The organism is Streptomyces bungoensis (assembly GCF_001514215.1).
GTDB classification, from domain to species: Bacteria; Actinomycetota; Actinomycetes; order Streptomycetales; family Streptomycetaceae; genus Streptomyces; species Streptomyces bungoensis.
The window spans coordinates 1-13,777 of the sequence record NZ_KQ948877.1; the positions used below are offsets into that span (position 1 = coordinate 1).

General features: G+C 73.1%; 11 protein-coding genes. 6 read left to right on the forward strand and 5 right to left on the reverse strand.

Going from position 1 to position 13,777, the window contains the following annotated elements; translation table 11 throughout:
• Positions 1–67: 67 nt before the first annotated feature.
• The 5 genes from AQJ66_RS33980 to AQJ66_RS34000 are packed head-to-tail and all read right to left on the reverse strand — an operon-like array spanning position 68 to position 5,762.
• On the reverse strand, positions 68–1,378 hold the full coding sequence (locus AQJ66_RS33980; protein WP_061929890.1) for a DUF58 domain-containing protein: 1,311 nt from the start codon (positions 1,376–1,378) through the stop codon (positions 68–70).
• On the reverse strand, positions 1,378–2,367 hold the full coding sequence (locus tag AQJ66_RS33985) for an AAA family ATPase (protein ID WP_107119127.1): 990 nt from the start codon (positions 2,365–2,367) through the stop codon (positions 1,378–1,380). The genes AQJ66_RS33980 and AQJ66_RS33985 overlap by 1 nt, the downstream gene beginning before the upstream one ends.
• On the reverse strand, positions 2,367–3,560 hold the full coding sequence (locus tag AQJ66_RS33990) for a DUF4350 domain-containing protein (protein WP_061929896.1): 1,194 nt from the start codon (positions 3,558–3,560) through the stop codon (positions 2,367–2,369). Before AQJ66_RS33990 ends, AQJ66_RS33985 begins: the two co-directional genes overlap by 1 nt.
• Positions 3,557–4,339: a DUF4129 domain-containing protein gene (locus tag AQJ66_RS33995; RefSeq protein WP_061929899.1), complete on the reverse strand. Its 783-nt coding sequence runs from the start codon at positions 4,337–4,339 to the stop codon at positions 3,557–3,559. Before AQJ66_RS33995 ends, AQJ66_RS33990 begins: the two co-directional genes overlap by 4 nt.
• A gap of 4 nt (positions 4,340–4,343) precedes the next feature.
• Positions 4,344–5,762, reverse strand: a complete 1,419-nt coding sequence (locus AQJ66_RS34000) for a DUF7847 domain-containing protein (protein WP_061929902.1) — start codon at positions 5,760–5,762, stop codon at positions 4,344–4,346.
• A 140-nt stretch (positions 5,763–5,902) separates the two neighbouring features.
• Between AQJ66_RS34000 and mtnA the strand changes: the two genes are divergently transcribed.
• The 6 genes from mtnA (at position 5,903) to hpf (ending at position 13,661) form a co-directional block, all read left to right on the forward strand.
• Complete coding sequence (gene mtnA / locus AQJ66_RS34005; RefSeq protein ID WP_061929905.1) at positions 5,903–7,042, forward strand: S-methyl-5-thioribose-1-phosphate isomerase; 1,140 nt, start codon at positions 5,903–5,905, stop codon at positions 7,040–7,042.
• An 8-nt stretch (positions 7,043–7,050) separates the two neighbouring features.
• Positions 7,051–7,740, forward strand: a complete 690-nt coding sequence (gene mtrA, locus AQJ66_RS34010) for a two-component system response regulator MtrA (protein WP_191870552.1) — start codon at positions 7,051–7,053, stop codon at positions 7,738–7,740.
• Position 7,741: 1 nt separating this feature from the next.
• Entirely contained in the window at positions 7,742–9,847 is a 2,106-nt protein-coding gene (gene mtrB / locus AQJ66_RS34015; RefSeq protein WP_079060583.1) for an MtrAB system histidine kinase MtrB, read from the forward strand.
• Complete coding sequence (locus tag AQJ66_RS34020) at positions 9,837–11,669, forward strand: LpqB family beta-propeller domain-containing protein (protein ID WP_244163015.1); 1,833 nt, start codon at positions 9,837–9,839, stop codon at positions 11,667–11,669. The genes mtrB and AQJ66_RS34020 overlap by 11 nt, the downstream gene beginning before the upstream one ends.
• 145 nt (positions 11,670–11,814) lie before the next feature.
• Positions 11,815–12,654 carry a ComF family protein gene (locus AQJ66_RS34025; RefSeq protein ID WP_061930018.1) on the forward strand — a complete coding sequence of 280 codons (840 nt, stop codon included), beginning with the start codon at positions 11,815–11,817 and terminating at the stop codon, positions 12,652–12,654.
• Between the two features lie 314 nt (positions 12,655–12,968).
• Complete coding sequence (gene hpf / locus AQJ66_RS34030; RefSeq protein WP_061929908.1) at positions 12,969–13,661, forward strand: ribosome hibernation-promoting factor, HPF/YfiA family; 693 nt, start codon at positions 12,969–12,971, stop codon at positions 13,659–13,661.
• The last annotated feature ends 116 nt before the right edge of the window (positions 13,662–13,777 follow it).

Genomic DNA, 13,777 nt, shown 5'->3' on the forward strand with positions numbered 1-13,777 from the left:
AATCATTGAGAAAGGCCCACGCCGCATGGCGTGGGCCTTTCTGCGTTCCCAGGAAAAAAACCGCCGCTCACAGGCGGCCGGCCGCCTTCAGAGCCAGATACGCATCCGCCAGTGCCGGGGCGAAATCATCCGGTGTCGCGTCCACGACCGTCACCCCATGACGACGGAGCTGCTCCGCCGTACGCTGACGCTCGCTCTGCGCCTGAGCCGCCGCGGCGGCCTCGTACACCGCCTCGGCATCCCCTCGCGCCTGCGCCATACGGGCGATCCGGGGATCGGCGACCGAGGCGACGAGGATGGTGTGGCGTTGGGTGAGCTGCGGGAGCACCGGCAGGAGCCCCTGCTCGACCGGCGCCGCGTCGAGCGTCGTGAGCAGCACGATCAGGGAGCCACGCGGAGCCGTCCGCAGAGCCGTCGCCGTCAGACCGCGGGCATCGGTCTCGACGAGCTCCGGTTCGAGCGTCGCCATCGCGTTGACGAGGGACGGCAGGAGATCGCCGGCGGAGCGGCCCTGGACGAGGGCGCGCACACGACGGTCGTAGGCGAGCAGGTCGACACGGTCACCGGCGCGGGAGGCCAGCGCCGCCAGGAGCAGGGCCGCGTCCAGCGAGGCGTCCAGACGGGGAGCGTCACCGACGCGACCGGCCGACGTCCGTCCCGTGTCCAGGACGAGGACGATGTGGCGGTCCCGTTCCGGCCGCCACGTGCGGACGGCCACCGTGGACTGGCGGGCGGTGGCGCGCCAGTCGATGGAACGGGTGTCGTCGCCCGGTACGTACTCGCGCAGGCTGTCGAACTCGGTGCCCTCACCGCGGGTCAGCACGCTGGTGCGTCCGTCCAGTTCGCGCAGTCGCGCGAGTTTCGACGGCAGGTGCTTGCGGCTGGTGAACGGGGGCAGGACCCGGACCGTCCAGGGCACCTTGTGGGCGCCCTGACGGCAGAAGAGGCCGAGCGGGCCGTAGGAGCGGATCGTCACGCGGTCGGCCTGGCGGTCGCCGCGGCGGGTGGGACGCAGCCGGGTCGTCACGCGCCGGCGCTCGCCGGCCGGAACGGTGACGCGGTGCCGGGAGCCCTCGATCTCGGTGCCGGGCTGCCAGCTGCTCGGCGGCCACGCGTCCCGCAGACGTGCCCGCAGGAGGCGGCGCGACGGATTGGTGATCGTCAGCGTGACGCCGGCAGCCTCGCCGAGCCGGGTGGAGGTGTCACCGGAGCGGGACAGGACGAGCCGTCGTACGGGGGCCGCGAGTGCGTAGTCGCAGGCGCAGGCCAGTGCCAGGGAGCCGTTGACCGCGAGGAGCCCGGTCCAGCCGGGTTCCAGGATGCCGACGGGGAGGGAGCCGAGTGCCGCGAGGAGGGCGGCGCGTCCGGTGAGAGCCATCAGCGGGGGACCGGGACGTGGGCGAGGATCGCGTTGATCACCGAGTCGGCGGTCACGCCCTCCATCTCGGCCTCGGGGCGCAGCTGGATCCGGTGGCGCAGGGTGGGCAGGGCGAGTGCCTTCACGTCGTCGGGCTGGACGTAGTCGCGGCCGGTCAGCCAGGCCCAGGCGCGCGAGGTGGCGAGCAGGGCCGTGGCGCCGCGCGGCGAGACGCCGAGGGTGAGGGAGGGCGACTCGCGGGTGGCGCGGCAGATGTCCACCACATAGGCGGTGATCTCGGGGGAGACGGTCGTCTTCGCCACCGCGGCCCGGGCCGCCTCGAGGTCGGCCGGGCCGGCGACGGGGCGCACGCCGGCGGCGCGCAGGTCGCGGGGGTTGAAGCCGGAGGCGTGGCGGGTGAGGACGTCGATCTCGTCCTGGCGGGAGGGCAGCGGGATGGTCAGCTTGAGGAGGAAGCGGTCCAGTTGGGCTTCGGGGAGGGGGTAGGTGCCCTCGTACTCGACCGGGTTCTGCGTCGCGGCGACCAGGAACGGGTCGGGGAGCGGGCGGGGCGTGCCGTCGACCGTGACCTGGCGCTCCTCCATGGCCTCCAGCAGCGAGGACTGGGTCTTGGGCGGGGTCCGGTTGATCTCGTCCGCCAGGAGGAGGTTGGTGAAGACCGGACCCGGCTGGAAGGAGAACTCGGCCGTGCGGGTGTCGTAGACGAGAGAGCCGGTGACGTCGCTCGGCATGAGGTCGGGGGTGAACTGGACGCGCTTGGTGTCGAGTTCGAGTGCGGACGCGAGTGCCCGGACGAGCAACGTTTTGGCGACCCCGGGGACTCCTTCCAGGAGAACGTGTCCGCGGCAGAGGAGGGCGACGACGAGGCCGGTCACGGCGGGGTCCTGGCCGACCACGGCTTTGGCGATCTCGGTGCGCAGGGCTTCCAGGGAGGCTCGGGCGGTGCCCGCGTCCCCGGTGTTCCCGGCGTCGTCAGTGGTCGGGTCCATCATGAACGGCGTACCTCTCTTTCGAGGGCGTCGAGGTGGTCGGTGAGGGCGATGAGGGCCGCGTCGTCGCCGGGGGGCGGCCCGAACAGGAGTGAACGCAGGTCCTGTCCGTCACCGTGGAGATGGGCGGACAGAGCGGGGAGCAGGGCCTCGGGCGCGTGTGCCTGGGCGACGGGGACGCCGACGAGGGGGGCGAGGCGCGTGCGGGTGGTGGAGCGAAGAGCGGTGGCCGCGCGGTCGCGTGCGTTGGCCTTGCGGTAGAGGCGGGCGCGGCCTTCGGTGGTCTCGGAGGCGCGGATCACGACGGGAAGTTTCTCGGGCACGAGGGCGCCGAACCGGCGTGCCCGCCAGAAGGCGGCGAGGGCCGCCGCGACGAACAACTGCAGGGTGCCCCACAGCCAGCCCGAGGGGAGCAGGTCGACGAAGGTCTCCCGGTCGCCCTTGGTGGCGGAGGCGTCGGAGAGCGAGGGGAGGTACCAGACCAGATGGGGGCGGGAGCCGAGGAGCTGAAGGGCGAGCGAGGCGTTGCCCTGACTGCCGAGACGCTTGTTGTAGAGGATGGCGGGCGCGCCGAGTACGACGGTGTCACCGCCCCCGGAGGCGGCCGGGACGCGGAGCACGGTGGCGAGGCGCTGGCTGGGGTAGCAGGAGTCCGCGTCGAGGTGGGTGGTGGTGTAGCGGATGCCGCCGGTGTCGGCGCTGCCGGCCCGCCGGGCTTCGGGCAAGGTGCACTCGGGGGCGAAGGTCGAGCCGATGCTGGTGGCGGGATCCGCGGTGACACCGGGCGCGAGTCGCTCGATGGACCAGCTTCCGGCGGCGACGAGCACGGTGCGCCCACCGGAGGCCGCGGTCGCCGCGTGCAGACGGGACTGCTGCCGGTGGGTCAGGCGGTCGGGGGCGGCGACCAGGAGTGTGGTGTCCGGGCCGGCGGCGGCGCGCGCCGCGCCGAGCGAGGTGACGACACGCGTGGAGACCCCCCGGTCGGCGAGGAGTTCGGCGACGGCACGGCTGCCGTAGGGGTCCACGGAGCGCGGGTCGAGTTCCCCGTGCCGGACCTGGGAGCGGACGGCGGCCATGACGAAGGCCGCGACCAGGATGAGGACGGCGGCGACGGCGATGCCCCGCCCGCGGGTCCATACCTGGCGGGTGGTGGGCGACGTCGAAGTGGCCGGCAGGGTGGCCGCGTCGGTCATTCGGCGGCTCCCGGGCGGTGCTGGTCCGTGCTGGGGGCGCTAGCGGCGAGGACCGGCCTGCTGCGTTCCAGGTCCCGGTCGAGTTCGGCGATGCGCTGGTACGAGGGCTCGTCGGCGCTGCGGCCGCCGTACGTGACGTCGTCGAACTCCCGGGCGGCGGAGCGTAGCCGGTCCCGGTGCCCGGGGAGGGCGCGGCCGGCCTCGGCGGCCGATTCGTCGGCGGTGCGGCCCGGTCGGTCGTCGAGCAGGGCCCGCTCCTCCAGGGAGCGGACGATCGCCCGCATGCGCTCCTGGACGGCCTGGTTCCAGTGGCCCTGGGCGGCGTGCGCCTCGCTGGCCGCGCGGTGTTCGGCGGCGCTGCGGGGACGGTTCTCGAAGAGGGCCGCCGTGGAGACGGGCCCGCGCCGCGGGGTGCCCAGGCGCCACCAGAGGGCGGCCAGCACGACGAGGACGAAGAGGACGACGACGACCAGGCCGAGCGTGCCGCCCGGGGTCGCCGAGGCGGCCCGGTCGAGCAGCCTGCCGACCCAGTCCCAGAAGGCGTCGAGGGCACGCTGGATCAGGCCGGGGTCGTTCTCGTGGTACATCCGCTTGGACAGCTCGCGGCGCGCCGCCTCCCGCGCGGGGTCGCGCGGTGTGGTCACGGGCGGCTCGCCGCCGGAGCCGCCGGCCGCCGCCGCGGTCGCGTGGGCGGCGGCGAGCAGGCGTCGTGCGGCCGGTCCGGCGGCGCCCGGCAGTGCTGCGGGTACGGCCGTGAGAACTCCCCCCGCCAGGTTCACCGCATCAGCTCCCCGGGACGGGGCCGGGGGCGGCACCGGGGGTCTGGACACCGGCGGCGCGGGCCAGTTCGAGGTCGAGGGCCTCGCGGCGGATGCGCTGGTCGATGTACAGGAGCACGGTGACGCCCGCGTTGATCGGGAGGGTGACCATGGAGCCGATCACCGCACCGATGCCGCTGACGACGAGGAACGTCCAGCCCGGGTTCTGGCTCTGGGCGGCGAAGAGGCTCATCATGCCGTCGCCCTGGCCACCGCCGCCGGAGGCCGCAGCCGCGATGAACCGGAAGGGGACCTCGACGATGCCCGCGACGATGTTGGCGATGAGACCGGCGAGGAGCTGGATGCCGAGGACACGCCACCAGGAGCCGCGCACCAGCTTCGCGGAGCGGCTCATCGACTTCACGACGCCCTGCCGCTCCAGCATCAGGGCCGGCGAGGCAAGCGAGAAGCGGACCGCCAGCCATGCCGCGACGACGAGGGCCGCGAGGATGCCCACGACGAACAGGGCGATGGCGGCTCCTTGGCTGCCGCCGGCCACCCCGACGACGAAGCCGGGCAGCATGCCGCAGAAGATCACGCCGAACGAGATCAGGCCCAGCAGGAACAGCAGCCCGAACAGCTTGGGGACCTGCGAGCGGGCTTCGCGCCAGGCCTCTCCGACGCTGACCGGCCTGCCGAGGACGGCACGGCTGGTGACGGTCGTGAGCAGGGCGGTCGCGATGATGCTGCCGACCACGGCGATGAGTCCCACCGCCACGAGACCGGTCATGACCGTGCCGAAGGCCCGGAATATCTCACTGGCGGAGGCGCTGGGGTCGTTGAGGGTGTCGACGGTCCCGCTGTCGCCCAGGACGAGACCCTGCAGGAGGATCATGCCGACGTTGATGAGGACCGCGACCGTCAGCGAGATGCCCAGTACCGTGCGCCAGTAGGTGCGCATGGTGGAGACGGCGCCGTCGAGGATCTCCCCGACGCCGAGCGGGCGCAGCGGGATGACGCCGGGCTTGGCGGCCGGCGGGGGGCCGCCCCATCCGCCGCCCCAGGCTCCGTAACCGCCGGGAGGGCCACCGGGAGCGCCGTGACCCCCGTGTCCGCCGGGGGGACCACCGTATCCGCCCCATCCGCCGCCCGCGCCGGGGCCGCCGGGCTGTCCTGCGCCCCAGCCGGGGCCGGGCGGCGGGGGTGGAGGGGCCTGGCCCGGGCTCGGGGGGCCGGTGGGCGCGGACCACTGGCCCGCCGGCGGCTGCTGGTCGGACCACTTCGCGCCTGGGCCCTGCGGATGCGTGCCGGGCTGCGCGGACGGCGCGGCGGGGCCGGCGGGGTCCGGACGGTCGGCGGGTTCGGCGGGGCCGGACGCGCCGGGTTCCCGCCCGTCGGACGACGGGGCGGATCCGGGCGAGGCCCAGCCCGGAGTGTCAGTCATCGAAGCTCCTTCACGGTGCCCGTCCGCGGGCGCGGCGGCAGGTTGGCAGACATCGTGCCACGCGGTCGTCCCCGGGTGACCGGCCGCGGTGACGACCGCACTCCTTCAATTGTCCGCCGGATACAGGGCAGACTGACCGCATGGCTGATCAGCACGCGCAATCAGGCGAGGACAAGCGGCCGACCGAGATACCTGCGATCCGATGGGAGGAACCACCCGAAGGTCCCGTCCTGGTCCTGCTCGACCAGACGAGGCTCCCGGTCGAGGAGGTCGAGCTGGTGTGCACGGACGCGCCGGCGCTGGTGGAGGCGATCCGCACGCTCGCCGTGCGCGGGGCGCCGCTGCTCGGGATCGCGGGCGCGTACGGCGTCGCGCTCGCGGCCGCTCGGGGCTTCGACGTGGAGGACGCCGCACGGGCGATCGAGGGTGCCCGGCCGACCGCGGTGAACCTCTCCGTCGGGGTGCGCAGGGCCGAGGCCGCGCACCGGGCGGCGCTGGGCACGACCGGGGACCCCACGGCGGCCGCCACCGCGGCGCTGGCCGCGGCGCGCGCGCTGCACCAGGAGGACGCCGCGGCCAGCGCCAGGATGGCGGCCCACGGACTGGCGCTGCTGGACGAGCTGCTGCCGGCCGGCGGGCACCGGATCCTGACCCACTGCAACAGCGGATCCCTGGTCTCCGGCGGGGAGGGGACGGCGTTCGCGGTGGCCCTCGCCGCGCACCGGCAGGGGCGGCTGCGGCGGCTGTGGGTGGACGAAACGCGTCCGTTGCTGCAAGGTGCTCGCCTGACGGCATACGAGGCGGCCCGCCACGGTATGGCGTACACCTTGCTCACCGACAACGCGGCCGGTTCGCTGTTCGCGTCGGGTGAGGTGGACGCGGTGCTGGTCGGGGCGGACCGGATCGCGGCCGACGGTTCGGTGGCGAACAAGGTGGGGAGCTATCCGCTCGCGGTGCTCGCGCGGTACCACCATGTGCCGTTCATCGTGGTGGCACCGGTGACGACGGTGGATCCGGGAACGCCCGACGGGGCGTCCATCGAGGTGGAGCAGCGCCCGGGTTTCGAGGTGACCGAGATCACCGCGCCCCAGGTGCAGGTGACGGGAGCAGGAGGCGGGATTCCGGTGGCACCCCTGGGGACCCAGGCGTACAACCCGGCGTTCGACGTGACGCCGCCCGAGCTGGTGACGGCGATCGTCACCGAGGAGGGAGCCGTCTCGCCCGTGACCGCCGAGGCTCTCGTGGAGCTGTGTGCCAGGTCACGCCAGGTAACGATTTAGTTAATGGGATGATGTCGTTTATGAAGGGAAGAGTCCTTGTCGTCGACGACGACACCGCACTGGCCGAGATGCTCGGCATTGTGCTGCGTGGTGAAGGTTTTGAGCCGTCTTTCGTAGCCGACGGCGACAAGGCGCTGGCCGCTTTCCGGGAGACCAAGCCCGATCTGGTGCTGCTCGACCTGATGCTGCCCGGCCGGGACGGCATCGAGGTGTGCCGCCTGATCAGGGCTGAGTCCGGGGTGCCGATCGTGATGCTGACGGCCAAGAGCGACACCGTCGACGTGGTCGTGGGCCTGGAGTCGGGCGCCGACGACTACATCGTGAAGCCGTTCAAGCCCAAGGAGCTGGTGGCCCGGATCCGGGCGCGGCTGCGCAGGTCGGAGGAGCCGGCGCCGGAGCAGCTCACGATCGGTGACCTGGTCATCGACGTGGCCGGGCACTCGGTGAAGCGCGACGGCCAGTCGATAGCGCTGACCCCGCTGGAGTTCGACCTGCTGGTCGCGCTCGCGCGCAAGCCGTGGCAGGTGTTCACCCGCGAGGTGCTGCTCGAGCAGGTGTGGGGGTACCGGCACGCGGCGGACACGCGGCTCGTCAACGTGCACGTCCAGCGGCTGCGCTCCAAGGTCGAGAAGGACCCGGAGCGGCCGGAGATCGTGGTGACCGTCCGTGGTGTCGGTTACAAGGCCGGACCGAGCTGACATGGCCGGGGACAGCGCCGCTTCGGCCCCCGGCCGGTCCGGGACCCGGCCGGAGCGGCCTGTCGGCCGGCAGGGGGCGGATCCGGGCCGGGGACGCCTCTTCGAGGGCGGGCTGCTGCAGGGCGGGGTCCAGGGCAGCCCGGTCCTCCGGCTGTTCATGCGCTGGGTGCGCCGTCCGCTGCTGCCCGTGATGCGGCTGTGGCGGCGCAACATCCAGCTCCGGGTCGTCGCCACGACCCTGCTGATGTCGCTGGGCGTCGTCCTGCTGCTGGGCTTCGTCGTCATCGGGCAGGTGCGCAACGGTCTGCTGGACGCCAAGGTGAAGGCGTCGCAGAGCCAGGCCACCGGCGGGTTCGCGGTGGCCAAGCAGAAGGCCGACGACGAGGCCGCCAGCGGGGGCGCGGGCGGGGCCACCGGCTCCGGTGACGCGGCCGCCGACGCCGACGGACGGCAGTCGCAGAGCGTCATCCAGTGGATGAGCGACCTCGTGGAGTCGCTCTCCAGCGGTGGCGCCGGCGCCTTCGACGTCGTGACGCTGCCCGTGGGTGACGACAGCGGCGGCGGGCGCAGCCCGCGCGGCTCCGGGAACGTCAGTCCCACCGACAGCGTGCCCGGCGACCTGCGCGAACGGATCAGCGACAGCACGACCGCCGCCCAGAGCTACACCCGGATCGTCTACAAGGACGGCAAGGAGTCCCAGCCGGCGCTGGTCATCGGCAAGCAGGTCAACGATCCCAACGGCCACCCGTACGAGCTGTACTACCTCTTCCCGCTCACCCAGGAGGAGAAGTCCCTCAGCCTGGTCAAGGGCACACTGGCGACCGCCGGGCTCTTCGTCGTCGTCCTCCTCGGAGCGATCGCCTGGCTCGTGGTGCGGCAGGTCGTCACGCCGGTGCGGATGGCGGCCGGGATCGCCGAACGGCTGTCGGCCGGACGGCTGCAGGAACGCATGAAGGTCACCGGCGAGGACGACATCGCACGCCTCGGCGAGGCCTTCAACAAGATGGCCCAGAACCTGCAGGTGAAGATCCAGCAGCTGGAGGACCTGTCGCGGATGCAGCGGCGGTTCGTCTCGGACGTCTCGCACGAGCTGCGCACCCCGCTGACCACCGTGCGGATGGCCGCCGACGTCATCCACGAGGCCCGCGAGGACTTCGACCCGGTGACCGCCCGGTCGGCCGAACTGCTCGCCGACCAGCTGGACCGGTTCGAGTCGCTGCTCGCGGACCTGCTGGAGATCAGCCGCTTCGACGCGGGCGCCGCCGCGCTGGAGGCCGAGCCGATAGACCTGCGGGAGGTCGTGCGGCGGGTGGTCGGCGGGGCCGCGCCGCTCGCCGAGCGCAAGGGCAGCCGCGTGCGCATCGTCGGCGACCAGCAGCCGGTCGTGGCCGAGGCCGACGCCCGGCGGGTGGAGCGCGTCCTGCGCAACCTAGTCGTCAACGCCGTCGAGCACGGTGAGGGCAAGGACGTCGTCGTCAAGCTCGCCGCCGCGGGCGGCGCGGTCGCCGTCGCGGTGCGCGACTACGGCGTCGGGCTCAAGCCCGGCGAGGCCACGCGCGTCTTCAGCCGCTTCTGGCGGGCCGACCCGGCACGCGCGCGTACCACCGGCGGTACGGGCCTGGGGCTGTCGATCGCCCTGGAGGACGCCCGGCTGCACGGCGGCTGGCTGCAGGCCTGGGGCGAGCCGGGCGGCGGTTCGCAGTTCCGGCTGACGCTGCCCCGCACCGCGGACGAGCCGCTGCGGGGATCGCCGATACCGCTGGAGCCCAAGGACTCGCGGCGCAACCGCGGGCTCGCCGCGGCCGGTCCTGCCCGCGGCGGCGAGGAGAAGCGGGCGACCGTGCCGGTGCAGCCGGGCGGCGGCCAGGCACCGCCGCTGCCGGCGCATGCCGCGATCGCGCCGCACCTGGCCTCCGTGACGCCGGCCGTCGACCCGAGCGCGCTCCCCGGCAGTGGCGCGCGCGTGGTGCCCCGGCCCACCGGCGGCACCCGGCACCCCGGCGAGCCGCCCGCGCACGGCCCGGGAACCGACACGTACGACGCTCGACCCGATGCGGACGGGCGCAAGGACCCGAGTGAGCCAGGGGAGGCATTTCGTGGGCGTTGACCGCGAGGGGGGCGTCCGGCACCGGTCCGGGCGCGCGGTGGTCTTCGCCGCCTGCGGAGTCGTCCTGCTGGCCGGGTGCGCCTCGATGCCCGACAGCGGGGACCTGCGCAACGTCGAGTCCACGCCGCGGCAGGACACCGGCGTGCGCGTGTTCGCCATGCCGCCCGCCGAGGACGCCGAGCCCAGCGAGATCATGCAGGGCTTCCTGGAGGCGCTGACCAGCGACGACCCGCAGTACGACACGGCACGCAAGTACCTGACCGCCGACGCGGCCCGCGTCTGGCGCCCCGAGCGGTCGGCCACCGTCCTGGCGAACGGGCCGAGTGTCGTGCCCGACCGCGAGCCCGCCGGCCGGGAGACGACCGGCAGCCTCTCCTACGTCCTGACGGGCAGTCGGGTCGCCACGGTCGACGCCCAGCAGGCGTACGCGCCCGCCGACGGGCCGTTCCGCAAGAAGGTGCACCTGACCAAGGACGCCAAGAGCGGCCAGTGGCGCATCGACTCGCTGCCGCAGGGCGTCGTCATGGGCAAGACGGACTTCCAGCGCAACTACATGTCCGTCAACAAGTACTACTTCGCCTCCGGTCCGACGGTCGGCACGACCGGGCAGCCGGTGGCGGTCGCCGACCCGGTGTTCGTCCGCAGCAAGGTGGACGCGATGACCCAGGTGGTGCGGTCGCTGCTGAGCGGGCCCACCCATTGGCTCGGACCGGTCGTCAGGTCCAGCTTCCCGACCGGCACCGCCCTGCAGAAGGGCGTGTCGGGGCTGACGCCCGACGACCGGAACACCCTGACGGTTCCTCTGAACGCCGACGCGTCCCGGGTCGGGCAGGCCAAGTGCACCGAGATGGCGACCCAGTTGCTGTTCACGCTGCGGAACCTGACGCCCACGTTGGACTCGGTCGAACTGCAGGGGCCCGGCGGGCGCCTGCTGTGCGAACTGAACGAGCAGGACGCCGAGTCCGCCGCCTGGCAGGCCTCGGCCCAGCGCCCGCAGAACCTGTACTTCCTCGACGGCAAGCACCGGCTGGTGCGGCTGTCGACCGGGGACCCGACGCCCGCCACCCTTCCGGTGCCGGGGCCGCTGGGGGAGGGCGCGAAGGAACTGCAGTCGGTGGCGGTCTCCCGGGACGAGCACACCGTGGCGGGAGTCGGCGCCGACGGCAGGTCCCTGTACGTGACCTCCCTGGCGTCGGGCGGTTCGCTCGGGGACCCGGTGGTCAGCAGCCAGGGAGCGCGGCCGGAAGACCGGCTGACCAGGCCGAGTTGGGACGCCGCGGGCGACCTGTGGGTGGCCGACCGCAACCCGGACGCGCAGAAGCTGTACGTCCTGAAGCAGGGCGCCGGGAAACCGGTGCAGGTGACCCTGCCGAGCCTGCCCGGGCGCATCCAGGACGTGCGGGTGGCCGCCGACGGCGTACGGGTCGCGATCGTCGTGGAGAAGGACGGCAAGCAGTCCCTCCTCATCGGCCGGATCGAGAACGAGGGCAAGCCGGGGGAGAGCCCCTCGGTCCTCGACCTGCACTCGGCCGCTCCCGACCTGGAGCAGGTCACCGCCATGTCCTGGGCCGGGGACAGCCGGCTGCTCGTGGTCGGTGTCGAGCAGGGCGGCGTGCACCAGATGCGGTACGTCCAGGTCGACGGCTCCACGATCGACGGTCCGGCGCCCGCCGCCCTGTCGGGCGTGAAGGCGATCGCCGCGGCCGAGGACGACCGGGTGCCGCTGGTCGCCTGCTCGGAGGACGGGATCGTGCGGCTGCCGTCCGGGGCCCAGTGGCAGAAGGTGGACAAGGACGGGACGGCGCCGGTCTACCCGGGCTGACGGCACCCTGACCCAGCGCCCCGACGGCGCCACTCGTACGGGTGACCGTCGGCGACGGTCTCTTCCGGTTGTCCACAGGGCGTTGTCCACAGGGCGTTGTCCACAGGGGTGGCCGGCTCCCGCGGCCCCGGGCACAGTGGTGGCCATGCGGGGGTGGTGGCAGGACCTCACCGACCTGGTGCTGCCGACCGAGTGCGCGGGCTGCGGAGCACCTCGTACGGTGCTCTGTCCGCGGTGCCGTAGTGCTCTTGGGGGAGCCGGGCCGCGCCGGGTGCGGCCGGTGCCGGAGCCGCCCGGGCTGCCGGTGGTGCGTGCGGCTGCTCCGTACGCGGGGGAGGTGCGGGAGCTGCTCCTCGCCCACAAGGAGCGCGGGGCGCTGGCGCTCACGGGGGCCCTGGGCGCGGCCCTGGCCGGCGTGGTGCGTGCGGGGCTTCGTGCGGGCGGCGGCGGACCGGTGCTGCTCGTCCCCGTGCCCTCCGCCCGATGGGCCGTGCGGGCGCGCGGGCACGACCCGGTACGGCGGATGGCGCTGGCGGCGGCCGGGCAGCTGCGACGCGCCGGGACGTCCGCCCGGGTGGCCGCGGTACTGCGGCAGCGGCGGGCCGTGGCGGACCAGGCGGAGCTCGGCGCCCGGCAGCGCCTGGAGAACCTCGCCGGCGCCCTGGAGGTGACGGCGGGCGGGGCGGCGCTGCTCTCCGGCGGGCGGGTCGTCCTCGTGGACGACCTGATCACGACGGGCGCGAGCCTCGCCGAGGCCGCGCGGGCCCTGCGGGAGGCGTCCTTGTCCCGGTCTGGCGTGAGATCGGCCGTGTACACGGCCGTAACTCGGGAAGGAAGGGGAGAACGACGGATCGGAGCACGACCGGAGAGGGAGATGTGGGTGCATGGTGCACCGGAAATGGCGGCATCGAACGCCGCCGGAGAGACCCTCCAAGCAGCCGTGATCGCCGCTCCTCGGGATTCTTTCGAAATAAACAGGAACTGAGTACTAACTCGCGTCGTTGCAGCTAGCGAGGGACCCAATTCACCTGAAGGGAGGTACGCGGCAGTAGAGGGTGACGCCATCCGTCCGGGCGAGATATGTTCGGTTGTGAGGAAAGCCGCAGGCCACACCTCTCCTATCCGAATGCCGTGCTGCGGGTTTTGCGCAATCACCCGCACTGGTGAGGTGGAGATCGCGCCCATGGGGGAGGAGGAGGTGGAAGTCACCGAGTCCGAGGTTCCGGAGCTCACCGGAACCTGGTGCAAAAGGGAGATGCTCCGCCGGCAGAGCGGAGCGATCCGGGAACGGAGTTCTGCGTGGACATCGTCGTCAAGGGCCGCAAGACCGAGGTGCCCGAGCGGTTCCGCAAGCACGTGGCCGAGAAGCTGAAGCTGGAGAAGATCCAGAAGCTCGACGGCAAGGTGATCAGCCTCGACGTCGAGGTGTCCAAGGAGCCCAACCCCCGTCAGGCCGACCGCTGTGACCGAGTGGAGATCACGCTCCGCTCCCGCGGCCCGGTGATCAGGGCGGAGGCGGCGGCCAGCGATCCGTACGCGGCACTCGACCTGGCGGCGGACAAGCTGGAGGCCCGGCTGCGCAAGCAGCACGACAAGCGTTTCTCACGGCGCGGCGCGCGCCGGATCCCGGCGGCGGAGGTCGCCGACCACGTTCCTGACGCAGCGACACTGGGTGGAGACGGCCTCCCCGTCACACAGGAGGAGACCGAAGGAGTGCCGACCAAGAAGATCGGCTCCCTGGAGGTCAAGGGTGAAGGCCCCCTCGTAGTCCGCGAGAAGACCCACGTCGCCTCCCCGATGAGCCTCGACCAGGCCCTCTACGAGATGGAACTGGTCGGCCACGACTTCTACTTGTTCGTCGACTCCGAGACGAAGGAGCCGAGCGTCGTCTACCGGCGACATGCCTACGACTACGGCGTCATCCACCTCAGCACGGACCCGATGGTCGCCGAGGCGCAGCCCCCCGCGGCCGGAGGCACGCTGGGCGGCTGACCGCCCGGCCCCAAGCCGAGCCGGTGCCCCTGGAGCGCGTGTGCGCCCCCAGGGGCACCGGCGTGCGACCACTTCGCGCCCCTGCGCGTCACCGCGGTGACGGCCGGGCATGGAAT

Excerpts from the sequence above, each read along its gene's own strand:
- AQJ66_RS34025 (WP_061930018.1), top strand. The coding sequence starts at position 11,815 with ATGCGGGGGTGGTGGCAGGACCTCACCGACCTGGTGCTGCCGACCGAG.
- AQJ66_RS33980 (WP_061929890.1), bottom strand. The coding sequence starts at position 1,378 with ATGGCTCTCACCGGACGCGCCGCCCTCCTCGCGGCACTCGGCTCCCTC.
- mtnA (WP_061929905.1), top strand. The coding sequence starts at position 5,903 with ATGGCTGATCAGCACGCGCAATCAGGCGAGGACAAGCGGCCGACCGAG.
- AQJ66_RS33990 (WP_061929896.1), bottom strand. The coding sequence starts at position 3,560 with ATGACCGACGCGGCCACCCTGCCGGCCACTTCGACGTCGCCCACCACC.
- mtrA (WP_191870552.1), top strand. The coding sequence starts at position 7,051 with ATGATGTCGTTTATGAAGGGAAGAGTCCTTGTCGTCGACGACGACACC.
- AQJ66_RS34000 (WP_061929902.1), bottom strand. The coding sequence starts at position 5,762 with ATGACTGACACTCCGGGCTGGGCCTCGCCCGGATCCGCCCCGTCGTCC.
- mtrB (WP_079060583.1), top strand. The coding sequence starts at position 7,742 with ATGGCCGGGGACAGCGCCGCTTCGGCCCCCGGCCGGTCCGGGACCCGG.
- AQJ66_RS33985 (WP_107119127.1), bottom strand. The coding sequence starts at position 2,367 with ATGGACCCGACCACTGACGACGCCGGGAACACCGGGGACGCGGGCACC.